The sequence below is a fragment of the Lysobacter sp. N42 genome, from assembly GCF_004344885.1.
In genome coordinates, this window is sequence record NZ_SKFB01000037.1 from 1 (window position 1) to 21537 (window position 21537).

21 protein-coding genes and 2 pseudogenes are annotated in these 21537 nt (G+C 70.6%); 7 read left to right on the forward strand and 16 right to left on the reverse strand.

Annotated features, from left to right (window positions below; genetic code table 11):
- Positions 1 to 95 (forward strand): annotated as a pseudogene (locus tag EYQ95_RS22210) (IS5/IS1182 family transposase); the annotation flags it as partial.
- A 2-nt stretch (positions 96 to 97) separates the two neighbouring features.
- Here the strand turns inward: EYQ95_RS22210 and EYQ95_RS26440 are convergent.
- Complete coding sequence (locus EYQ95_RS26440) at positions 98 to 268, reverse strand: hypothetical protein (RefSeq protein ID WP_165924824.1); 171 nt, start codon at positions 266 to 268, stop codon at positions 98 to 100.
- Between the two features lie 189 nt (positions 269 to 457).
- On the opposite strand from EYQ95_RS26440, the gene EYQ95_RS22215 reads away from it, so the two are divergent.
- Both EYQ95_RS22215 and EYQ95_RS22220 read left to right on the forward strand, forming a co-directional pair.
- Positions 458 to 946: a GAF domain-containing protein gene (locus tag EYQ95_RS22215; RefSeq protein ID WP_132330655.1), complete on the forward strand. Its 489-nt coding sequence runs from the start codon at positions 458 to 460 to the stop codon at positions 944 to 946.
- 3 nt (positions 947 to 949) lie between these two features.
- Entirely contained in the window at positions 950 to 1315 is a 366-nt protein-coding gene (locus EYQ95_RS22220) for a TfoX/Sxy family protein (RefSeq protein WP_132330657.1), read from the forward strand.
- 63 nt (positions 1316 to 1378) lie between these two features.
- Here EYQ95_RS22220 and EYQ95_RS22225 read toward each other — a convergent pair whose 3' ends face one another.
- The 3 genes from EYQ95_RS22225 to glmU all read right to left on the reverse strand — a co-directional run bounded on the left by EYQ95_RS22225 (position 1379) and on the right by glmU (position 5595).
- Positions 1379 to 1855, reverse strand: a complete 477-nt coding sequence (locus EYQ95_RS22225) for a hypothetical protein (protein ID WP_132330659.1) — start codon at positions 1853 to 1855, stop codon at positions 1379 to 1381.
- Positions 1856 to 2017: 162 nt separating this feature from the next.
- Complete coding sequence (glmS, locus tag EYQ95_RS22230) at positions 2018 to 3850, reverse strand: glutamine--fructose-6-phosphate transaminase (isomerizing) (RefSeq protein WP_132330661.1); 1833 nt, start codon at positions 3848 to 3850, stop codon at positions 2018 to 2020.
- Between the two features lie 374 nt (positions 3851 to 4224).
- The gene (gene glmU, locus EYQ95_RS22235) at positions 4225 to 5595 is read right to left on the reverse strand and encodes a bifunctional UDP-N-acetylglucosamine diphosphorylase/glucosamine-1-phosphate N-acetyltransferase GlmU (RefSeq protein WP_132330663.1); all 1371 of its coding nucleotides are present in this window, start codon (positions 5593 to 5595) and stop codon (positions 4225 to 4227) included.
- Between the two features lie 105 nt (positions 5596 to 5700).
- On the opposite strand from glmU, the gene EYQ95_RS22240 reads away from it, so the two are divergent.
- Both EYQ95_RS22240 and EYQ95_RS22245 read left to right on the forward strand, forming a co-directional pair.
- On the forward strand, positions 5701 to 7671 hold the full coding sequence (locus EYQ95_RS22240) for a hypothetical protein (RefSeq protein WP_132330665.1): 1971 nt from the start codon (positions 5701 to 5703) through the stop codon (positions 7669 to 7671).
- Positions 7668 to 8051 (forward strand): GtrA family protein, encoded by a 384-nt coding sequence (locus EYQ95_RS22245; protein ID WP_132330667.1) that lies wholly within the window; start codon positions 7668 to 7670, stop codon positions 8049 to 8051. The genes EYQ95_RS22240 and EYQ95_RS22245 overlap by 4 nt, the downstream gene beginning before the upstream one ends.
- Positions 8052 to 8191: 140 nt before the next feature.
- Here EYQ95_RS22245 and EYQ95_RS22250 read toward each other — a convergent pair whose 3' ends face one another.
- The 9 genes from EYQ95_RS22250 to EYQ95_RS26920 form a co-directional block, all read right to left on the reverse strand.
- Complete coding sequence (locus tag EYQ95_RS22250; protein ID WP_132330669.1) at positions 8192 to 8617, reverse strand: F0F1 ATP synthase subunit epsilon; 426 nt, start codon at positions 8615 to 8617, stop codon at positions 8192 to 8194.
- 134 nt (positions 8618 to 8751) lie between these two features.
- Positions 8752 to 10176, reverse strand: coding sequence for a F0F1 ATP synthase subunit beta (atpD, locus tag EYQ95_RS22255; RefSeq protein WP_132330671.1), 1425 nt, complete (start codon positions 10174 to 10176; stop codon positions 8752 to 8754).
- Between the two features lie 61 nt (positions 10177 to 10237).
- A complete protein-coding gene (gene atpG, locus EYQ95_RS22260; protein WP_132330673.1) occupies positions 10238 to 11101 on the reverse strand; it encodes a F0F1 ATP synthase subunit gamma in 864 nt (287 codons plus the stop codon).
- 120 nt (positions 11102 to 11221) lie between these two features.
- Complete coding sequence (gene atpA / locus EYQ95_RS22265) at positions 11222 to 12769, reverse strand: F0F1 ATP synthase subunit alpha (protein WP_132330675.1); 1548 nt, start codon at positions 12767 to 12769, stop codon at positions 11222 to 11224.
- A gap of 51 nt (positions 12770 to 12820) precedes the next feature.
- On the reverse strand, positions 12821 to 13348 hold the full coding sequence (locus tag EYQ95_RS22270; RefSeq protein ID WP_132330677.1) for a F0F1 ATP synthase subunit delta: 528 nt from the start codon (positions 13346 to 13348) through the stop codon (positions 12821 to 12823).
- Between the two features lie 13 nt (positions 13349 to 13361).
- A complete protein-coding gene (locus tag EYQ95_RS22275) occupies positions 13362 to 13832 on the reverse strand; it encodes a F0F1 ATP synthase subunit B (protein WP_132330679.1) in 471 nt (156 codons plus the stop codon).
- Between the two features lie 93 nt (positions 13833 to 13925).
- The gene (gene atpE / locus EYQ95_RS22280; RefSeq protein ID WP_132330681.1) at positions 13926 to 14237 is read right to left on the reverse strand and encodes a F0F1 ATP synthase subunit C; all 312 of its coding nucleotides are present in this window, start codon (positions 14235 to 14237) and stop codon (positions 13926 to 13928) included.
- Positions 14238 to 14306: 69 nt separating this feature from the next.
- Positions 14307 to 15107, reverse strand: coding sequence for a F0F1 ATP synthase subunit A (gene atpB / locus EYQ95_RS22285; protein WP_132330683.1), 801 nt, complete (start codon positions 15105 to 15107; stop codon positions 14307 to 14309).
- 26 nt (positions 15108 to 15133) lie between these two features.
- A complete protein-coding gene (locus EYQ95_RS26920; RefSeq protein WP_243700041.1) occupies positions 15134 to 15517 on the reverse strand; it encodes an ATP synthase subunit I in 384 nt (127 codons plus the stop codon).
- Between the two features lie 216 nt (positions 15518 to 15733).
- On the opposite strand from EYQ95_RS26920, the gene EYQ95_RS22295 reads away from it, so the two are divergent.
- On the forward strand, positions 15734 to 15934 hold the full coding sequence (locus tag EYQ95_RS22295; RefSeq protein ID WP_132330687.1) for a DUF2061 domain-containing protein: 201 nt from the start codon (positions 15734 to 15736) through the stop codon (positions 15932 to 15934).
- Positions 15935 to 16192: 258 nt separating this feature from the next.
- Here the strand turns inward: EYQ95_RS22295 and lpdA are convergent, their stop codons facing one another.
- The 3 genes and pseudogenes from lpdA to EYQ95_RS22310 form a co-directional block, all read right to left on the reverse strand.
- Positions 16193 to 18007, reverse strand: coding sequence for a dihydrolipoyl dehydrogenase (gene lpdA, locus EYQ95_RS22300; RefSeq protein ID WP_132330689.1), 1815 nt, complete (start codon positions 18005 to 18007; stop codon positions 16193 to 16195).
- On the reverse strand, positions 18007 to 19137 hold the full coding sequence (locus EYQ95_RS22305) for a mechanosensitive ion channel family protein (protein ID WP_132330691.1): 1131 nt from the start codon (positions 19135 to 19137) through the stop codon (positions 18007 to 18009). The genes lpdA and EYQ95_RS22305 overlap by 1 nt, the downstream gene beginning before the upstream one ends.
- A gap of 2 nt (positions 19138 to 19139) precedes the next feature.
- Positions 19140 to 20690, reverse strand: a pseudogene (locus EYQ95_RS22310) (dihydrolipoyllysine-residue acetyltransferase); the annotation flags it as partial.
- 144 nt (positions 20691 to 20834) lie between these two features.
- Between EYQ95_RS22310 and EYQ95_RS22315 the strand changes: the two are divergent.
- Complete coding sequence (locus tag EYQ95_RS22315) at positions 20835 to 21467, forward strand: OmpW family protein (RefSeq protein WP_132330695.1); 633 nt, start codon at positions 20835 to 20837, stop codon at positions 21465 to 21467.
- The last annotated feature ends 70 nt before the right edge of the window (positions 21468 to 21537 follow it).

The following is a 21537-nucleotide window of genomic DNA, read 5'->3' on the forward strand; positions in this document are numbered from 1 at the left end:
AAGGGTTCCGCCGCATCTTCAGCCGCTTCGACAAGCTCGACGTCATGTTCGCGGCCTTCATCCACTTCGCACTGATCGTCGAATCGTTGCGATAGTGTTAACAGGCCCTAGGCGCGAGGGTGACGGTCTCCACGGGCAGCTGCATGCCGCCGGGCGGACCGCCCGCGGGGGCGCCACCAGGCCCGCCGCCCTCGGCCTTGCCGCCGTCGCAGGCCACCAGGCCCGCTCCGGCGATCAGCAACAGCGATACCAGCGCAATGCGGCGCATGCGGCTCTCCGGGGGAAATTCTGTACCGGGCAGTTTACCCATGCCGCCGCCACCGCAACCCTGCCGGAAGTCGTGCGCTGCTGTTCCATCCGTCGACTCGAACCGGCCCCGCCACCGCCCCCGCGCGCGGGACGCTGCGTGCCTGGCCGGCCGCCGGGGCGCGCGGTGCGCGCTGCTAGACTGCCGCGCATGACGTTCACCGCCACCGCCCTCACCGGCAGCAAGCCGGAGCAGTACGCGCAGCTGCTCGAGCAGGCCCGCGGCCTCATGCACGGCGAGCGCGACCGCATCGCCAATGCCGCCAACCTCTCGGCGCTGGTCTACCACGCGCTGCCCGCGCTCAACTGGGTGGGCTTCTACTTCTTCGACGGCACCGAACTGGTCGTAGGCCCCTTCCAGGGCCTGCCGGCCTGCGTGCGCATCCCGCTGGACAAGGGCGTCTGCGGCGCGGCCGCGGCCACGCGGCAAACCCAGCGCGTGCCCGACGTGCACGCCTTCCCCGGCCACATCGCCTGCGATTCGGCCTCGCGCTCGGAGCTGGTGGTGCCCCTGGTCGCCGCCGACGGCAGCCTGGTCGGCGTCTTCGACCTCGACAGCCCGGAGCCCGACCGCTTCGACGAGGACGACCAGCACGGGCTGGAAGCGCTGGCACGCGCCTTTCTCGACAGCCTGGCCTGAGCCATGACGACCGCGCCTGCCCGGATGCTCAACATCGGCGCCAAGTCCGGGGCCTGGCTCCGCCAGGTAGGCCTGCGCACGCACGAGGACCTGGCGGCGGTGGGCTCGCTGGAGGCGTACATGCGCGTCAAGCGCGCCGGCTTCCGGCCTTCGCTCAACCTGCTCTACGCGCTCGAGGGCGCCCTGATGGGCTGCCACTGGCAGCAGGTGGACGCCACGCGGCGGGCCGAGCTGGCCGCGCTCGCGCAGGCCGAGGTGGCCCGGCTGCCCGCGCGAGGCCGCATGCCGGCGCCGTCGGACGTGATCGTGACCTTCGGCGCACCGCCGCAGGGCGCCGTCGAAGGCGAGCCGCGCGCGCCTTCGGCCTGAAGCCGCGCCGGACCGGCACGAGGCGGCCCCGCCGCCCGCCGTCGACCCGGGCCCGCCGGACGCTCAGTGGCGCCGCGGATCCATGGGCATGACCGGCAGCAGGCGCGCATCCACCCGCACCGCACGCAGTATGCACACCAGGTCCGCGTAGCTCGCCGCCAGTTGCGAGAACAGCGCCGCATAGGCCGAGCGGCCCGCCTCCGCGATGGACAGGTAGGCGCCGCGGCCGAGTTCGGTGAAGTAGTCCACGGTCACCCGGCGGCGCTCGGCGAGCGCGGGGTACAGGCCTGCGATGAGCAGGCAGCGATCGCCCACGTCGCGCAGCGCCTCCTCGCGCGGGCTGCCGGCGAGCGACTGCGCATGCAACCAGTCCAGCGCCTGCGTGCGGCCGAGGAGCTGTCCGTCGCGCTGATGGCGCAGCAGCACGAACACCAGGTAGCTCTCGCGCGATTCATCCAGTGCGCAGCCGGCGCGCTCCCCGGCGTCGTGCACCAGCGCCTGCCAGAGTTCGGCGGGCGCGCCCTGTCGAAACGTCCCCATGTCCACCCCCGCATCGATGCCGCCCGATGGACCTCGCACGGGCGCGAGGCGCCACGGGGCATGCCCGGGCTATCGGCCCGGACGGCTTCGACTGTAGGCAGGCCGCGCCGCCGACCTCAAGCCCCGCCAGGCGGCGGGGATGAACCACTCAGGCGCCGGGGCTCACTCGACCGTGACCGCCTTCGCCAGGTTGCGCGGCTTGTCCACGTCGGTGCCGCGCGCCAGGGCGGCGTGGTAGGCCAGCAGCTGCACCGGGATCGCGTGCACGATGGGCGAGAGCACGCCCGCATTGCGCGGGGTGCGGATCACGTGCACCTGTTCGGATTCGCCGAAGTGGCTGTCGGCATCGGCGAACACGAACATCTCGCCGCCGCGCGCGCGCACTTCCTGGATGTTGGACTTCACCTTCTCCAGCAGCGCGTCGTTGGGTGCGATGACGACCACCGGCATGGCCTCGTCCACCAGCGCCAGCGGGCCGTGCTTGAGCTCGCCCGCCGGATACGCCTCGGCGTGGATGTAGGAGATTTCCTTGAGCTTGAGCGCGCCTTCCAGCGCGATCGGGTAGTGCATGCCGCGGCCCAGGAACAGCGCGTGCTGTTTGGGCGCGAAGCGCTCGCTCCACACCGCCACCTGCGGCTCGAGGTTGAGCGCGTGCTGCACGGTACCGGGCAGCTGGCGCAGCGCGTCGAGGTAGGCGGCCTCCTGCGCCGCATCCAGCACGCCGCGCAGCTTCGCCAGCGTGCACGTCAGCGTGAACAGTGCGACCAGCTGGGTGGTGAAGGCCTTGGTCGAGGCCACGCCGATCTCCGCGCCGGCGCGGGTGTAGTAGACCAGCCGGCTGGCGCGCGGGATCGCGCTCTCGGGCACGTTGCAGATCGACAGCGTCCTGTCGTGGCCGAGCGACTTCGCGTACTTCAGCGCCTCCATCGTGTCGAGCGTCTCGCCCGACTGCGAAATGGTGACGATCAGGTTCTTCGGATTCGCATGCGCCTCGCGGTAGCGGTACTCGCTGGCGATCTCGACGCTGCAGGGAAGCTTCGCGATGGACTCAATCCAATAGCGCGCGGTCAGGCCGGCGTAGTAGCTGGTGCCGCAGGCCAGGATCTGCACGCCCTCGACGTCGCGCAGCACCTGCTCGGCCTCGCGGCCGAACAGTGCGGGCGTGAACGCGCCGCTGTCCATCAGCGCCTCGAGGGTGTCGGCCACGGCGCGCGGCTGCTCGTGGATCTCCTTCTGCATGAAGTGCCGGTAGGGGCCGAGCTCCAGCGAAGCCAGCGAGACGTCGGAAACATGCACGTCGCGGTCGACCGCGGTGCCCGAGGCATCGAACACGCGCACGGCCTCGCGCGTCACCTCGGCGGTGTCGCCCTCCTCGAGGAAGATCACCCGGCGCGTGGCCTGCACGATGGCCGAGACGTCGCTGGCCACGAAGTTCTCGCCCTCGCCCAGCCCCACCAGCAGCGGGCAGCCCATGCGCGCGGCGACCAGGCGGCCGGGCTCGCGCTTGCTGACCACGGCGATCGCGTAGGCGCCCTGCAGCTCGCGCACGGCCGACTGCACGGCCGCCAGCAGGTCATGGCCCTGCGCCTGGTAGTGATGGATCAGGTGCGCGATGACCTCGGTGTCGGTCTGCGATTCGAAGGCGTAACCGTCGGCGCGCAGGCGCTCGCGCTGCTGCTCGTGGTTCTCGATGATGCCGTTGTGCACCACCGCGAGCTCGCCGAAGGAGATGTGCGGATGCGCGTTGGTCTCGGTGACGCCGCCGTGCGTGGCCCAGCGCGTGTGGCCGATGCCCAGCCTGGCGTGGAAGTCCTCCTGCTGCGCGGCGTTCTCCATCTCCGCCACGCGACCGGTGCGGCGCACGCGGCGCACGTCGTCGCCATCGACCACCGCGATGCCCGCGGAATCGTAGCCGCGGTACTCGAGCCGCTTGAGCCCCTCGATGAGGACGGGAACCACGTCGCGATCGGCGATCGCGCCCACAATGCCGCACATGGATTTCGTTCCTGCTGGAGACGCGCCAGTGTAGCCGTCCGCCCGGCCCGTGCGGACGCCCGGGTGTCCGCCCGGACAGGTTCGCCGGCATCGAAATCCAGCCAATTCATGCACTTGGCGGTTGGCACGGTGTGTGCTTCAGCGGGGCATGCGGGCAGGTGCCCGCGCCGCCTCCTCCGCAGCGACCATGAGCATCCGCGACACCTCCGGCCAGGATCGGCCGGTCGCCTCCACCGTTCCGCAGGCGGCCGCGTGGCGCTCGCCAACCGCAGCGGGGGCGGCCTCTGCGTCTCGATGACGCTGCCCGTCTAGCTCCCGGCGCCGTGGCGCGATACGCGATGCGCTACATGCACTGCGCCCCGCGGTCGCCGTTGCTACTTCGGCGGCTTGGTGGGCCGCTGCCAGCCGTCGATGGTGCTCTGCCGTGCGCGGGCGATCGTGAGCTCGCCGGGCGGCGCGTCGCGGGTGATGACGGAACCTGCGCCGATCGTCGCACCGCGGCCGATGGTGACCGGCGCGACCAGCGAGGAATTGGAGCCGATGAAGGCCTCGTCCTCGATGGTGGTGCGCGACTTGTTCGCGCCGTCGTAGTTGCAGGTGATCGTGCCGGCGCCCACGTTGACCTTGGTGCCGATCACCGAATCCCCCAGGTAGGCCAGGTGGTTCGCCTTGCTCGCCACGCCCATGCGGGTGTTCTTGGTCTCGACGAAATTGCCGATGTGCACGCCGTCGGCCAGCACCGTGCCGGGGCGCAGCCGGGCGAAGGGTCCGATCTGCGCCGCGCCTTCGACGACCACGCCCTCGAGATCGCAGTGCGCGCGTACTTCCGTGCCCGGGCCTAGCTTGACGTCCTTGAGCCTGCAGAACGGTCCGATGCGCACGCCGTCGCCTAGCTCGACCTCGCCCTCGAGGATGACGTCCACGTCGATCTCCACGTCCATGCCCACGCGCACGACGCCACGCTGGTCGAAGCGGTCCGGATCGACGAGGCGTGCGCCGGCGACGCACAGCGCCTGCGCGCAGCGTCGCTGCAGCGCGCGCTCGAGCTGCGCCAGCTGCCAGGGATCGTTCGCGCCCTCGACCTCCTGCGGATCCTCGACCAGCACGATCTCCGCGGCATTGAACTCGTCGGCCGCGGCGGCGAACACGTCGGTCAGGTAGTACTCGCCCTGCGCGTTCTCGTTGGACAGGTGCGCGATCCAGCGCCGCAGCGGCTCGGCGTCGGCGACCAGGATGCCGGTATTGACGGTGGTGATCTCGCGCTCGTCGTCGCTGGCGTCGCGCTGCTCGACGATGCGCGCGACCTTGCCTGCCGCATCGCGCACCACGCGGCCATAGCCCGTCGGGTCCTCGAGTTCCGTGGCGAGCATCGCGATGCGCCCTTCGGCTTCGAGAAGGCGCTGCAGCGTTTCGGCACGGATCAGGGGCACGTCGCCATAGAGCAGCAGCACGCGCGCGTCCTGCTCCACCTGCGGCATCGCCTGCTGCACGGCGTGCCCGGTGCCCAGGCGCACGCTCTGCTCGACCCAGTCGATGTCGTCCTGCCCCTCGAAGGCCTCGCGCACCTGGTCGCCGTGGTGGCCGTAGACCACGTGGATGCCGCGCGCGCCCAGCAGCCGGGCGGTGTCGACCACGTGCTGCAGCATCGGCACGCCGGCGACCTTCTGCAGCACCTTGGGCAGCGTCGACTTCATGCGCTTGCCCTCGCCGGCGGCGAGGATGACGACGTGCAGGGGAGCGCTCATGGATGATGCGGTCGATGGAAGGGACGCCGGGGATTCTAGCGGGCCGCTGTTAGGATGCCGCGCGTGCCGGCCGCTCCCTCCCCCGTCCGCCCACGTCGCGTGGGCATGCAGATCCTGGCCCTGGCCGGCGCCTTCGCCTTCGTCGCAGGCTTCGTCGCGCATCGCACGTGGGTGGATCTGCCGCGCTCGCGCGTGCTCGATGCGCTCGCACTGGCGCTGATCGCCTCGGGGCTGGCCTGGGCGCTGTCGCGCTGGCGTGGCTGGCGCCGTGCCGACGCGCTCGCGGTGGTATGGGGCGCGGCGGCGCTGCTGATGTGGGGTCCGCTGCCCGTGTCGGCCACGCTGCTGCTGGCAGCCGGCGCGGTCGCCGCGGGAAGCTGGCTGTGCACGCCCGCGCGGCCGCTGCTCGCCGGCGCCACCGGCATCGCGATGATGGCCGGCGCGCTCGGCTGGCTGCTGCCGGTCGCGCTGCATTCCACCTGGGTGTACCTGCCGCTGCTCGCGGGCCTGGTGGCACTGCGCCGCCGCGCGCTTCGCGAGGCGCTGCTGCACGCGCGGGCCGCCTGGCGGGAGGCGGTGGACGCGGCCCCGCGCGCCGCTGCATGGGGCGTGCTCGCGGCGGGCCTGGCCTCGACGGGCGCCTGGCTGCCGACCATGCAGTACGACGACCTCGCCTACCACCTGGGGCTGCCCTGGCAGCTCCTCGAGCACGGGCGCTATGCGCTGGATCCGACCCACCAGGCATGGGCGCTCGCCCCCTGGGCCGGCGACGTCGTGCATGCGATCGCGCAGGTCGTCGCGCGGGCCGAGGCGCGCGGGCCGGTGAACCTGGCCTGGCTGTTCGTGCTGTGCGCGGGCGCGTGGCGGCTGGCGGGCCAGCACGGCGCGACGCCGGCGTTCCGCTGGGCGGCCATGGCGACGGTCGCCACCCTCCCGACGTTCGCCACCCTGCTCGGTGGCATGCAGACCGAACTGGCCGCGGCGGCCGTCCTCACCCTGCTGGCCTGCCTGGTATCCGAACGCGACGCGCCGCCACGCGGTGTGCTGGTCTTCGGCGTGCTGGCCGGCTTGCTCGCGGGACTCAAGCTCACCCACCCGGCCAGCGCGCTCGGGCTGGCAGCCCTCGCCGCCTGGCGCTGGCGCGCGCAGTGGCGGGCGCACCCGTCCGGCCTGCTCGCGTCCGTCGGACTCGCGGCCGCCGTTGGCGGATCGAGCTATGCCTACGCCTGGGCGGTGGCGGGCAATCCCGTCCTGCCGCTGCTCAACGACGTGTTCCGGTCCCCCGCGTTCCCGGCGATCGCGTTCCACGACGCGCGCTGGACCACGGACGCACCGCTGGCGCTGCCCTGGTGGCTGACTTTCGCCACGTCCGCACATGTCGAGGGCTGGAACGGGGGCTTCGGCTTCGCGCTGCCCATGCTGGCGGGCGCGACGCTCCTCGCGCTGGTCCGCCGGCGCACCCGCTGGATGACGGCCGCCGCACTGGTGGCGATCGCCCTGCCGCTCGCCATCCTCCCGTACGCGCGCTACGCGGTTCCGGGACTTGCGCTGCTCGTCCCGCCCGCGGTGGCCGCGCTGCAGGTCGCGTTGCCACGCCGCGCCGCGCTCGCGGTTCTCGCCGCCCTCGTGGTGGTCGACCTCGCCTATGCCGCGAACTCGGGCTGGATGCTGCGCACCGGCGGCGTGCGGCGCAGCCTGGCCGCGTTGGGGCAGGACGCGCCGCTGTTCGAACGCTACGTGCCCGAGCGGCTCGTCTACCAGCAGCTGCGCAGGCGGTATCCCGGCGAGACGGTGCTCGACTTCACCGGTGCGACGCATGCGGAACTGGCCGGCGCAGGGCGCACCGCCGAGTGGTACGCGCCGCGACTGCACGCGGCCGCGCGCGCGGCCGATCCCGATGCGGGCGGCGCGGCATGGGCACGCGTGATCCGGGAAGAAGGCGTGCGCCACATCGTGTTCCGGCGCTCCACGCTGGCTCCGGCGCGGGCTGCGGCGCTCGAGCGCCTCGGCGCTGACCGGGTGGTAACGGTCGCTGACGTAGAGTGGTGGGCGTTGCCGCCCCGGACGACCCGATGAGCCTGACCCGCCAAGGCCGCCACTATCTCGCCATCGGGCTGCTGCAGTGGCTGCTCGACTGGGCCGTGATGGTGGCGCTCAGCAACGCCGGCCTGGCGGTGGAGACGGCCAACCTGGCCGGACGCGTCACGGGCGCGACCCTGGGCTTCTGGCTCAACGGCCGCATCACCTTCGCCGGCGACGGCACGGGCATCGGCCACCGCCAGCTCGCGCGGTTCGGGCTTCTCTGGATCGGCACGACCATCGCCAGCACCTGGATGCTCGCGAGCATCGACGACGCGGTCGGCCTGCAGTGGGCCTGGCTGGCCAAGCCCGCGGTCGAGCTGATGCTCGGCCTGGTGGGATTCGCGCTGTCGCGGCACTGGGTATACCGGCGATAGGGAATCAGCCGTTCCCTGCGCGCGCGGACGCGGCAGCGCGACCTCCGCTTCCTTCTCCCTGCCGCGGCCCTGCCCCGGAACCCGAAAGCAGGAACGCCGGCGCGAGGCCGGCGTCCTGACTGCGACCCTGCGCCGGGCGCTCAGTGCTTGAGGTTCTTGCGCAGGCGCTCGAGCGCCGACAGCTGTGCGATCGACATGGCCAGCTGGGCCTGGGCCTCCTCCAGCGACATCTTCGGGTCCTTCTGCGCGAGGATGCGCTCGGCCTCGGCCTTGGCGGCACGCACCGCGGCCTCGTCGATGTCCTCGGCGCGGATGGCCGTGTCGGCCAGCACCGTCACCACGCTGGGCTGCACCTCGAGGATGCCGCCGGAGATGGCGAAGTCCAGGCGTTCGCCGCCCGGCAGGGTCACGACGACCTTGCCCGGCTTCAGGCGCGTGATCAGCGGCGCATGCTTCGGCGCGATGCCGAGCTCGCCCAGCTCGCCGGTCGCGACGACCAGTTCGGCGTCGCCGCTGTAGATCTCCTGCTCGGCGCTGACGATGTCGCAACGGATGGTGGATGCCATGGGTGTCCTCGCTCTGCTCGGACGGGATTCGGGATCGGGGTTTCGGGCTTCGCGAAAGCGACTCCCACCCCACCGCGAACGACCCGCTTTTCCGAATCCCTAATCCCGAATCTCAAGTCCCGGAAGCTCGGCGCTTACGCGCCGATCTTCTTGGCCTTCTCGAAGGCTTCCTCGATGCCGCCGACCATGTAGAACGCCTGCTCCGGCAGGTGGTCGCACTCGCCGTCGACGATCATCTTGAAGCCGCGGATGGTGTCCTTGAGCGGCACGTACTTGCCCGGCGAGCCGGTGAACACCTCGGCCACGTGGAAGGGCTGCGAGAAGAAGCGCTCGATCTTGCGCGCGCGCGAGACGGCCTGCTTGTCTTCTTCCGACAGCTCGTCCATGCCCAGGATCGCGATGATGTCCTTGAGCTCCTTGTACTTCTGGAGCGTGGCCTGCACGCGACGGGCGACGTCGTAGTGCTCGGCGCCGATGACGTTCGGGTCGAGCTGGCGCGAGGTCGAGTCGAGCGGGTCGACCGCCGGGTAGATGCCCAGCGAGGCGATGTTACGGCTCAGAACGACGGTCGCGTCGAGGTGGGCGAACGTGGTCGCCGGCGACGGGTCGGTCAGGTCGTCCGCGGGCACGTACACGGCCTGGATCGAGGTGATCGAGCCGGTCTTGGTCGAGGTGATGCGCTCCTGCAGCACGCCCATCTCCTCGGCCAGCGTCGGCTGGTAACCCACCGCCGACGGCATGCGGCCGAGCAGCGCCGACACTTCGGTACCGGCCAGCGTGTAGCGGTAGATGTTGTCGACGAACAGCAGCACGTCGCGGCCCTTGCCGGTGGCCGGGTCCTTGTCGTCGCGGAAGTACTCGGCCATCGTCAGGCCGGTCAGCGCGACGCGCAGGCGGTTGCCCGGCGGCTCGTTCATCTGGCCGTAGACCATCGCGACCTTGTCGAGGACGTTGGAGTCCTTCATCTCGTGGTAGAAGTCGTTGCCCTCGCGGGTACGCTCGCCCACGCCGGCGAACACGGACAGGCCCGAGTGCGCCTTCGCGATGTTGTTGATGAGCTCCATCATGTTGACGGTCTTGCCGACGCCGGCGCCGCCGAACAGGCCGACCTTGCCGCCCTTGGCGAACGGGCACATCAGGTCGATGACCTTGATGCCGGTCTCGAGCAGGTCGGTCGCCGAGGACTGGTCCTCGTAGGACGGGGCCTGGCGGTGGATTTCCCAGAAGTCCGTGGCCTGCACCGGGCCGGCCTCGTCGATCGGCGTGCCGAGCACGTCCATGATGCGGCCCAGCGTGCCGGTGCCCACCGGCACCGCGATGGCGCGGCCGGTGTTGGTGGCGACGAGGCCGCGCTTCAGGCCGTCGGTCGAACCGAGCGCGATCGTGCGCACGACGCCGTCGCCCAGCTGCTGCTGGACTTCCAGCGTGATCGCCGTGCCCTCGATCCTGAGCGCGTCGTAGACCTTCGGCACCGCGTTGCGCGGGAACTCGACGTCGACGACCGCGCCGATGATCTGGACGACGGTGCCCGTGGTGCTGGGAGAGACCTGAGCGTTCATGGGTGTTTCCTTGGTAAGTCGATTCGATGGAGGCGAGCGCGGGCGACGCGCTCAGCGGTGATCAGACTGCGGCGGCGCCGCCGACGATCTCCGAGATTTCCTGGGTGATCGCGGCCTGGCGGGCCTTGTTGTAGATGAGGTTGAGCGTGCCGATCAGCTTGGTCGCGTTGTCGCTCGCGGCCTTCATCGCCACCATGCGCGCGGCGTGCTCGGAGGCCACGTTCTCGAGCACCGCCTGGTAGACCAGCACCTCGATGTAGCGCTGCAGCACGTGGTCGAGGACCGTCGGCGCGTCCGGCTCGTAGATGTAGTCCCAGTCGTGCGGGGCGACCTTCGTCGACGCCGGCGGCAGCGGCAGCAGCTGGTCGAACGTGGCCTGCTGCGACATCGTGTTGACGAAGTGGTTGTAGCAGACGAAGACGCGGTCGACCTGGCCGGCCTCGTAGGCGTCCAGCACCACCTTGATCACGCCGATGAGCTGCTCGAGCTTGGGCACGTCGCCCAGGTGCGTGACCGAGGCGGTCATGTTCACCTTCAGGCGGCGGAAGAACACCGAGGCCTTCTGGCCGATCGTGACCACGTCGACCTCGACGCCCTGCTCCTGCCAGCGGCGGAACTCGCCGATCAGCTTGCGGAACATGTTGTTGTTGAGGCCGCCGGCCAGGCCGCGGTCGCTCGACACGATCACGTAGGCGACGCGCTTCACGTCCGGGCGCTCGACCATGTACGGATGGCGGTAGTCGCCGCTCGCCTGCGCGAGGTGGCCGATCACCTGCTTCATCACCCGCGCATAGGGGCGCGAGGTCTTCATGCGGTCCTGCGCCTTGCGGATCTTCGAGGCGGAGACCATCTCCAGCGCGCGCGTCACCTTGCGGGTGTTCTGCACGCTCTTGATCTTCGATTTGATTTCGCGTCCGCCTGCCATCTGATACTCGCTCCGCTCGCGGGATTCGGGATGCGGGATTGGGGATTCGCAGAAGCGATACCCGGCCCGATCGCGATGAACCGCTGTGACGAATCCCTAATCCCGAATCCCGCCGGGTCCTTACCAGGACCCGGTCTGCTTGAACTCCGAGATCACCTGCTTGAAGGTGCCCTCGATCGAGTCGTCCCACGCACCGGTCTGGTTGATGCGCGTGGCCAGCTCGCCCTGCGTGTTGACGAAGTGGGCGTGCAGGCCCGCCTCGAAGGCGCCGATCTTGCCCACCGGCACGTCGTCGAGGTAGCCCTCGTTCACCGCGTAGATCGAGAGGGCCTGCAGCGCGATCGGCAGCGGGGAGTACTGCTTCTGCTTCATCAGCTCGGTGACGCGCTGGCCGCGCTCGAGCTGCTTGCGGGTCGCCTCGTCGAGGTCGGAGGCGAACTGCGCGAACGCCGCCAGCTCGCGGTACTGCGCCAGCGAGATGCGGATGCCGCCCGAGAGCTTCTTGATGATCTTGGTCTGTGCGGCGCCACCGACGCGGGAGACCGAGATACCGGCGTTCACGGCCGGGCGGATGCCCGCGTTGAACAGGTCGGTCTCGAGGAAGATCTGGCCGTCGGTGATGGAGATGACGTTCGTCGGGACGAACGCGGACACGTCGCCCGCCTGCGTCTCGATGATCGGCAGCGCGGTCAGGCTGCCCGTCTGGCCCTTCACTTCGCCGCCGGTGAACTTCTCGACGTACTCCTCCGACACGCGCGCGGCGCGCTCGAGCAGGCGCGAGTGCAGGTAGAAGACGTCGCCCGGGTAGGCTTCGCGGCCCGGCGGGCGGCGCAGCAGCAGCGAGATCTGGCGGTAGGCGACGGCGTGCTTGGACAGGTCGTCGTAGATGATCAGCGCGTCCTGGCCACGGTCGAGGAAGTACTCGCCCATGGTGCAGCCGGCGTAGGCGGCGATGTACTGCATCGCGGCCGACTCCGAAGCCGTCGCGGCGACCACGATCGTGTGGTCGAGCGCGCCATGCTCTTCCAGGCGGCGGACCACGTTCGCGACCGTCGAGTTCTTCTGGCCGATCGCGACGTAGATGCACTTAATGCCCGTGCCCTTCTGCGCGATGATCGTGTCGACGGCCATCGCCGTCTTGCCGGTCTGGCGGTCGCCGATGATCAGCTCGCGCTGGCCGCGGCCGATCGGGATCATCGAGTCAACCGACTTGTAGCCGGTCTGCACCGGCTGGTCGACCGACTTGCGCCAGATGACGCCCGGCGCGACGCGCTCGACCGGCGCCGACATCGTGGCGCCCAGCGGGCCCTTGCCGTCGATCGGCTCGCCCAGCGCATTGACCACGCGGCCCAGCAGCTGCGGGCCGATCGGCACCTCGAGGATGCGGCCGGTGGTCTTGGCCACGGCGCCCTCGCGCAGGTGCTCGTAGTCACCCAGGACCACGGCGCCGACGGAGTCGCGCTCGAGGTTCAGCGCGAGCGCATAGGTATTGCCCGGCAGCTCGATCATCTCGCCCTGCATCACGTCGGCCAGGCCGAAGATGCGGACGATGCCGTCGGACACGGAGGTCACGGTGCCCTCGTTGCGGGCTTCGGCGGCCAGACCGACCTGCTCGATGCGGGTCTTGATCAGTTCGCTGATTTCGGACGGGTTGAGCGTGTTCTGCATGGGAGCTTCCCTGGTTCCGGGCCGGGGCCCGGGAGTAGATGAATTCGTGGCTTAGGCGGCCAGCGCCGACTGCAGGCGCTCGAGCTTGCCGCGCACGCTGCCGTCGATGACGACGTCGCCGGCGTCGATGACCGCGCCACCGATGAGCGAGGCGTCGATCGCGGTCTCCAGCTCGACCTCGCGGCCGAAGCGGCGGCGCAGGCCCTCGCGGATGGCGGCGAGGTCGGCGTCACCCAGCTGCGCCGCGGAGGTGACGCGCGCCTTGACGACGCGCTCGGCGTCCGCGCGCAGCTGCTCGAACAGGCCGGCGATTTCCGGCAGCAGTTCGAGGCGGCGGTTGTCGGCCAGCATGCGGAAGAAGCGCGCGACCGCGGCGTCGGCGCCCTCGATCGACAGCAGCTGCGCCGCCTTCTCCGCCGACAGCTGCGGATGCTTCAGCACCGCCTGCGCCTGCGGATCGGCGGCCACGCGGGCCGCGAAGGCCAGCGCGTCCGACCACGCTTGGACGCGGCCTTCGTCACGCGCGGCGCTGAACGCGGCGCGGGCGTAGGGACGGGCGAGGGTCAGGGCCTGGCTCATCGAAGCGTCTCCGTCAGAGCTGGGTGGCCAGCTCGTCGAGCAGCGCGCGGTGCGCGGCAGGATCGATCTCGCGGCGCAGCACCTTCTCGGCGCCGGCGACGGCGAGCGTGGCGACCTGCGCACGCAGCTCCTCGCGGGCGCGGTTGCTGGCCGAGGCGATCTCCGCCTGGGCGAGCTCCTTCTGGCGATTGGCCTCGGCCACCGCCTCCGAATGCGCCTGCTCGACGATCTGGTTGGCGCGCTGGTGCGCCTGCTCAATGATCTCGTTGGCCTTCAGGCGCGCCTCGCGCACGACGGCGTCCGCGCTGGCCTGGGCCTGCTCGAGCGCCTTCTGGCTGTTGTCGGCCGCGGCCAGGCCCTCGGCGATCTTCTGCTGGCGCTCCTCGATGGCACGGAGAAGCGGCGGCCAGATCTTGGTCGCGATGATCCAGATGAGGCCTGCGAAGGCCAGCGCCTGGGCGAATAGGGTGAGGTTGATGTTCATCTGCTGACGCTCTGCCTGGAGGGGACGGCGAGGCGCGGCGCGCCTGCGTGACCACCGTGCCGCGGGCGGGTGCCCGCGGCACTCGTGCCCGGATTACTGGGCAGCGGCAGCGGCCGGAGCCGTGTTGTTGGCGACGACGCGGCCCGACAGCGGGTTCGCGAAGGCCAGCAGCAGCGCGACGGCGACCGTGATGATGAACGCGGCGTCGATCAGGCCGGCGGTGATGAACATGCGCACCTGCAGGACCGGGATCAGCTCCGGCTGGCGCGCGGCGGACTCGAGGAACTTGCCGGCCATGATGGCCAGACCGATACCGGCGCCGAGCGCGGCGAGGCCGATCATGATGCCGATGGCCAGGGCGGTGGAAGCTTCGACCTGGGCGAGGTTGTAGAGGAAGGATTCCATGGTTCTCTCCGGGGTAGTGCGCTGGTTAGCGAAAGGGTGAAGGGGAAAGCGAAAGCGGACGCGGAGCCGTCAGTGCGCGTCTTCCGACAGGCTCAGGTAGACGATCGACAGCATCATGAAAATGAAGGCCTGCAGCGGGATGACCAGCAGGTGGAACAGCATCCAGCCGAGGCCGAACGCACCGCCGGCGAGCGCGCCGAGGATGCCGGCGCCGCCGAGGACCCAGATCAGCAGGAAGACGATCTCGCCGCCGAACATGTTGCCGAACAGTCGCATCGCGAGCGAAACCGGCTTGGAGAGCCATTCGACGATGTTGAGGATGAGGTTGAAGGGCATCATCCACTTGCCGAACGGCGCGGTCAGGAACTCGTGGGTGAAGCCGCCCAGGCCCTTGGCCTTGAGCGAGAAGAACAGCATCAGGAAGAAGACGCTGATCGACATGCCGAGCGTGGCGTTGACGTCGGCGGTGGGCACCGGCTTCCAGTAGTGGACGCCGACGAGCTCCAGCGGCTTGGCGATGAAATCGGCGGGGATCATCTTGATGAGGTTCATCAGGAGGATCCAGAAGAACAGCGTGATCGCGATCGGCGTGACCAGCTTGCTCTTGCCGTGGTAGGTGTCCTTGGCCTGGCGGTCGACGAACTCGAGCATGATCTCGACGAAGGCCTGCCACTTGCCCGGCACGCCGGCCGTGGGACGGCGCGTGGCCAGCCAGAACATGAAGACCATCAGCGCGCCCATCAGCAGCGCCATCACCAGCGTGTCGACGTGCAGCGTCCAGAAACCGCCGCCCTCGCCCACCGGCGCGGTGAGGTTCTGCAGGTGGTGCTGGATGTAGCTGGTCGGGGTCAGTTCCGTTTCGGACGCCATGTGTCTTGGAACTCCGGGAAGTCGAATCAGCGCGTACTGCGGGGGCGGCGCGTCGACGCGATCACATGGGCGAGCAGCGCCACCACCAGGCCGGCGAGCAGCGGCAGCGCGGGGACGCGCCAGACCGCCAGCCCCAGCCACAGGGCGACCAGCACGAGGAGCCACTTGGCGACCATTCCGAGGAACCATCGCCCCAGCACCACCCCGGCCGGGTTGACGCCGCCGCCGACCATGAACCAGGCCGCCAGCGCGCTCCCCAGCACCATCGCGAATCCGCCGACCAGGACACCCGCCGCATGCGCGGGGCCCGCCGCCAGACCGAAGACCACGGCCAGCACGAGGACCGCGACGGCCTGCCAGGCGGACGCGCGCACCGCGGTGCGGCGGGCGACTGACAAGGACGGCTGCACGAAGGTCTCGTTGGTCGGGGTCGAGCGCGAAAAGCGCCCTGGGGAGCCGCGGAAGTATAGGCCGCGTGGAAATTCCGGGCAACCGCGGAACCTCACGCGGGCCGGCCGGCCCGCCGCGCACGATTGACCGCATCGATCGGAAGGAATCGGACAATCAACTGGACCTGCGCATCCTGCGCGGCAGAATGAGAACCGTTCCTGATTGCGGAGCCGGGCATGCGAAAGACCATGAGCTTCGCGGCGATCCATTTCGCCGTCGCTTTCACGCTGGGCTACCTGTTCACCGGCAGCCTGCTCGTCGGGGGCGTCATGGCCCTGGTCGAGCCGGCCTGCAATACGGTGGCCTTCCACGTCCACGAGCGCGCCTGGCGGCGCCTCGAACGGCGCGCAGCACAGTCGGCCACGGTGGCGGCCTGAGCGGCGGGGAACCTTCGCGCCGGCGGCCGGTCCCAGCCCATGCCTGCCCCGGCGCGACGTTCTCCTCGTCGACCGCCGCGACGCGGCGGGCCCGAGCCCCGGCCCTGCCGGGGCTTCACTTTTCACCGCAGGCGCGAGCGCACGTCATCGCCCGCATTCCACCGCCGCGGGCGGGCGCACCCGCGGCGCGGCGCCGTCGCACGTCGCCGGCGCATGTCGTATCGACGACCGCTGGACGTCGATGCGCGCCCCGATGCCTTACTTGCGCTTCGGGATGTAGAGGTCGGTGATCGTGCCTTCGAAGACTTCGGCGGCCATGCCCACCGACTCACTCAGCGTGGGATGCGGGTGGATCGTCATGCCGATGTCGGCGACCTCCGCGCCCATCTCGATCGCGAGCGCCACCTCGGCGATGAGGTCGCCCGCATGCACGCCGACGATGCCGCCGCCGATGATGCGGTGCGTGGCCTCGTCGAACACGAGCTTGGTGAAGCCCTCGGTGCGGCCGAGGCCGATGGCGCGGCCGCTCGCGGCCCACGGGAACTTGCCGACGCCGACCTTCAGGCCCCTGGCCTTCGCCTCGGTCTCGGTGACGCCGACCCAGGCGATCTCCGGGTCGGTGTAGGCCACCGACGGGATCACGCGCGCGACCCATTCGCGCTTCTCGCCCGCGGCGACTTCCGCGGCGAGCCTGCCCTCGTGCGTCGCCTTGTGGGCGAGCATCGGGTTACCGACGATGTCGCCGATGGCGAAGATGTGCGGCACGTTGGTGCGCATCTGCCGGTCGACCGGAATGAAGCCGCGCTCGCCGACCTGCACGCCGGCGGCCTCGGCGCCGATCTTCGCGCCGTTGGGGCTGCGGCCGACGGCGACGAGGACGCGGTCGAAGGTCTGCGCTGTGGGCGCCCCACCGCCGGCCTGCATCGCCTCGAAGCTCACGCGGATGCCGGCATCCGTCGCCTCCACGCCCGCGGCCTTGACGTTGAGATGCACGGTGACGCCCTGCTTCTTCAGGCGGTCGGCGAGCGGCTTGACCAGATCGGTATCGGCGCCGGGCATCAGCTGCGCGCCGAGCTCGACCACGGTGACCTGCGAGCCCAGCGCGCGGTACACCGTCGCCATCTCCAGGCCGATGATGCCGCCGCCCACCACGAGCAGCGACTTCGGCACTTCGGCCAGTTCGAGCGCGTCGGTCGAATCCATGATGCGCGCGTCGCCCCAGGGGAAGTTCGGTAGCTTCACCGCCTGCGAGCCCGCGGCAATGATGCACTGCTCGAACCGGATCAGCCGCGCGCCGGAATCGGCCTGCACCTCGAGCTCGTTCGGCGAGACGAAACGGCCGATGCCCTGCACCACGCGCACCTTGCGCTGCTTCGCCATCCCCGCCAGGCCCCTGGTGAGCTGGCCGACGACCTTCTCCTTGTAGGCGCGCAGGGCGGCGAGCTCGATCTTCGGTGCGCCGAAGTCGATGCCGTAGTCCTTCGCGTGCGCCGCCTCGTCGATGACGGCGGCCGCGTGCAGCAGCGCCTTCGAGGGGATGCAGCCGACGTTGAGGCAGACGCCACCGAGGCTGGCATGACGCTCCACGAGCACGGTATCGAGCCCGAGATCGGCGGCACGGAAGGCGGCGGTGTAGCCGCCGGGGCCGGCGCCGAGCACGAGCATGCGGCATTCGATGTCGGCCTTGCGGCCGGTTGCAGGCGCGGCCGCGGCCGCCTGTGCGCCACGGGCGGGCGTCGATGCTCCCGCGCCTGCGGGAGCCGCCGCGGGCGCAGGGGCCGGCGCGGGCGACGAGGCGGCACCCTGCGCGACCGGGGGTGCCTGTTCCTCGCCTTCGGCTTCGAGGATGGCGATCACCGCGCCCTCGCCCACCCTGTCGCCGACCTTGATTCGCAGCTCGCGCACGATGCCGGCGTCGGACGAGGGCACCTCCATCGTCGCCTTGTCCGACTCCAGCGTGGCCAGGCCCTGGTCCCTGGCGACGCGGTCGCCGACCGCGACCAGCAGCTCGATCACGGGCACGGCGTCGAAGTCACCGATGTCGGGGACTTTCACTTCGATCTGGCGGGCCATCAGCGTTCCTCGTTTCTCTGGGCGTCGGCCGCGGCGCGCGGCTCGACGGGGGGTTCTTCGAGCACCTCACGTTCGACGTCGTGCTGCGCATCGTTCTCGGCGAGCGCGGCGCGCTCGGACTCGGTGGGCGGTGGCGCCTCGGGCTCGTCTGCAGGCTCCAGCGGCACCGCTTCCCCGCGCAGCAGCGCGAGCGCGGCCGGGCCGGCGTGGCCGAAGGCGCTGCGCAGGTTGAGGTCGCGCTGCGGGAAGGGCAGTTCGACGCCGTGCCGGACCAGCGCGGTGTGCAGGGCCCAGTAGTAGGCGGCCTTCACCGCCGACGGGCGCTTGGTGGCGTCGGCGTTGATCCACACCACCAGCTCGAAGTCGAGGGAGCTGTCGCCGAAGCCGACCAGCCAGACCTGCGGACCGCGCGGGCCGTCCTGGGCGAGGGTGAAGGGCACCTCGTGCGCGGCCTCCAGCGCCGCGCGCTTGACCAGTTCCTTGTCGGTGCCGTAGGCGACGCCGAACGCGACGTGCAGGCGACGCGTGGTCTCCAGCAGCGTCCAGTTGACGACGCGCCCGCTCACGAACTCGGAGTTGGGCACGAGGATGTTGAGGTTGTCGTTGGTCATGATCCGCGTGGCGCGGATCTTGATGTCGCGCACCACGCCGTGCACGCCGGATTCGAGCTCGACGAAGTCGCCGACCTTGATCGAGCGGTCGAAGAGCAGGATCAGGCCGGAGACGAAGTTGTTGAAGATCGCCTGCAGGCCGAAGCCCAGGCCCACGCCCAGCGCACCGGCGAACACCGCGAACCGGGTGATCGGGATGCCCGCCACCTCCAGCGCCAGCAGCACGCCGATCACCATCAGCGTGTAGCGCAGCACCCGGCTCATCGTGTAGACCGCCGCGGCATCCGCGCCGCGCCGCTCGCCGAAGCGGCACAGGGCGCGGGAGGCCAGCCGCGAGCCGAAGAACGCGATGGCCAGCAGCAGCAGCGCGGCGGCCAGCTCGCCCACGCTCAGGTCGAGCCCGGCCACGCGCACCAGCGCGTAGTCCAGCAGGGGCTGCAGGCCCTGCCAGCCGTCCTCGGCGACGTCGCGCACGCGGTCGCCGGCGGCGTCGAGTCGCGCGGTCGCGCCCTGCGCCATCGTCAGAGCAGGACGCGCCGCATGTCGCCCAGCAGCTGCGCGAGGTAGGCGGTGAACCGCGCGGCCGCGGCGCCATCGATCACGCGGTGGTCGTAGGACAGCGAGAGCGGCAGGATCAGGCGCGGCTGGAACGCCGCACCGTCCCACACCGGGCGGATCGCGGACTTGGAGACGCCGAGGATCGCGACTTCCGGCGCGTTGACGATCGGCGTGAACTTGGTGCCGCCGATGCCGCCGAGCGAGCTGATCGAAAAGCACCCGCCGCTCATGTCGGCCGGGCCGAGCTTGCCGTCGCGCGCCTTCTTCGCGAGCTCCGCCATCTCCTGCGCGATCTGCGCGATGCCCTTGCGGTCGACGTCGCGGATTACCGGCACGACCAGGCCATTGGGCGTGTCGGCGGCGAAACCGATGTGGAAGTACTTCTTGAGCACGAGGTTCTCGCCGGTCGCGTCCAGCGAGGCGTTGAACGTCGGGAACTTCCTCAGCGCGGCCACCGAGGCCTTCATCAGGAAGGCGAGCATCGTGAGCTTGGTCGGATCCTTGGCGCGGGCGTATTCCTCGTTGAGCGAGACGCGCAGGGCCTCGAGCTCGGTGATGTCCGCATCGTCGTGCTGCGTGACGTGCGGGATCATCGCCCAGTTGCGCGCAAGGTTCGCGCCCGACAGCTTCTGGATGCGCGAGAGCTCGCGCGTCTCGATCTCGCCGAACCTGGCGAAATCGACCTTCGGCCAGGGCAGCAGGTTGAGGCCGCCGCCGAGCGCCGGGCCCGCGCCCGCCGCGGGTGCCGCGGCCGCGCCCTGCATCACCTGCTTGACGTGCTGCTGTACGTCTTCCCTGGTGATGCGGCCACCGCGGGCCGAGCCGGTCACGCGTGCGAGGTCGACGCCGAGTTCGCGCGCGAACAGGCGCACGGCGGGGCTGGCGTAGGGCACCTTGTCGGGCAGCAGTTCGCTGGCGTCGAAGGTGACCGGCGGCGTACGCGGCGCATCCGCGCCTGCCTGCACCTGCGGCAGGGCGGCCGGCGTGGGTGCGGGCTGCGCCTGCACCGGCGACGCGCCGCCGGCATGCGTGGCGATCTCGCGCCGGGCGAGGCGATCGGGCTGCCCCGAGGTCGAGACCGGCTCGACCTGCGTGGCCGTCTCCGCCGCACGCGGCTGCCCCGGCGGGGTGGCGACCTGCGCCGTGTCGGCGGATGGGCCGCCATCGGACGAGGGCGCGGTGCCTGCGGATGCGTCGGCGCCGACGGGCTCGATCATCGCCACCACGTGCCCCTCGGCCACCCTGTCGCCCAGCTTGACGCGCAGCTCGCGCACCACGCCGGCGAACGGCGCGGGCACTTCCATCGTGGCCTTGTCGGACTCCAGCGTGACCAGGCCCTGGTCGGCCTTCACCGTGTCGCCGACCGAAACGAGCAGCTCGATCACGGGCACGCCGTCGAAGTCGCCGATGTCGGGGACGCGTGCTTCCTTCAACTCAGCCATGCAGGGCTCCGCAGATTGCGCAAGAGGGCCATTCTCACCCGCGCGCGTGGCCACGCCAACCGCGCCGGGTGCACGCGACGGTCACACGCGGCTAGCGAACGCCGCGTCGCGCGGATGTGGAAGCAGCCGTCCGCAAGGCAAGCAGGGTTCAGTACGCGGGCGGTACGGTGCAGTCGCCCTCCTCCCGGGCATTGCAAACGATTACACGGAGGCTCCATGAAGTCTGTTCTTTCTCTCGCCCTGTTGGGCACCCTCGCCGTCTCGCCGGTCGCCCTTGCGCAGCAGACGGACACCGCCGGCAAGCGCTTCGCCATCGTGGGTGGCGTGGCGCATTCCGAACCGACCGGCGACGCCACCACCGCCACGGGCGCGCGCGCCGGGCTCGACGGCGACGTCGCCCCCACCCTGGGCGCGAGCTGGTACGTCAACGACAACGTGGCCATCGAGGCCTGGGGCGCGGTCGACAAGTTCGGCCACCGCGTGAAGGTCGGCGATGCCAAGGCCGGCAGCGTCAATGCGCAGCCGTACGGCGTGAGTGGCCAGTACCACTTCGGCACCACGCAGAGCACCGTGCGCCCGTTCGTGGGCCTGGGCTATTACGAGATGAACTTCGACGACGAGTCGGCACAGGCCGGCGGCGCGTTCTCGGGCCAGCGCGTGGGCATCGAGACCGCGAAGGGGCCGATGGCCACCGTCGGCGCCGACGTGCAGTTCAACGACCGCTGGTTCGCGCGCGGCGACGTGCGCTACCTGCACGGCTCCTCGGACCTCAAGCTCAACGGCGCGCCGGCCGGCGAGGTCGAGGCCAACCCGGTGGTGGTGGGCATCGGCATCGGCGCGCGCTTCTGACGCCGCCGCGATCGTGCTGGATCGACGGGCCCTGCGGGGCCCGTCTTCGTGTGGGCGGTGCGTTACCGCG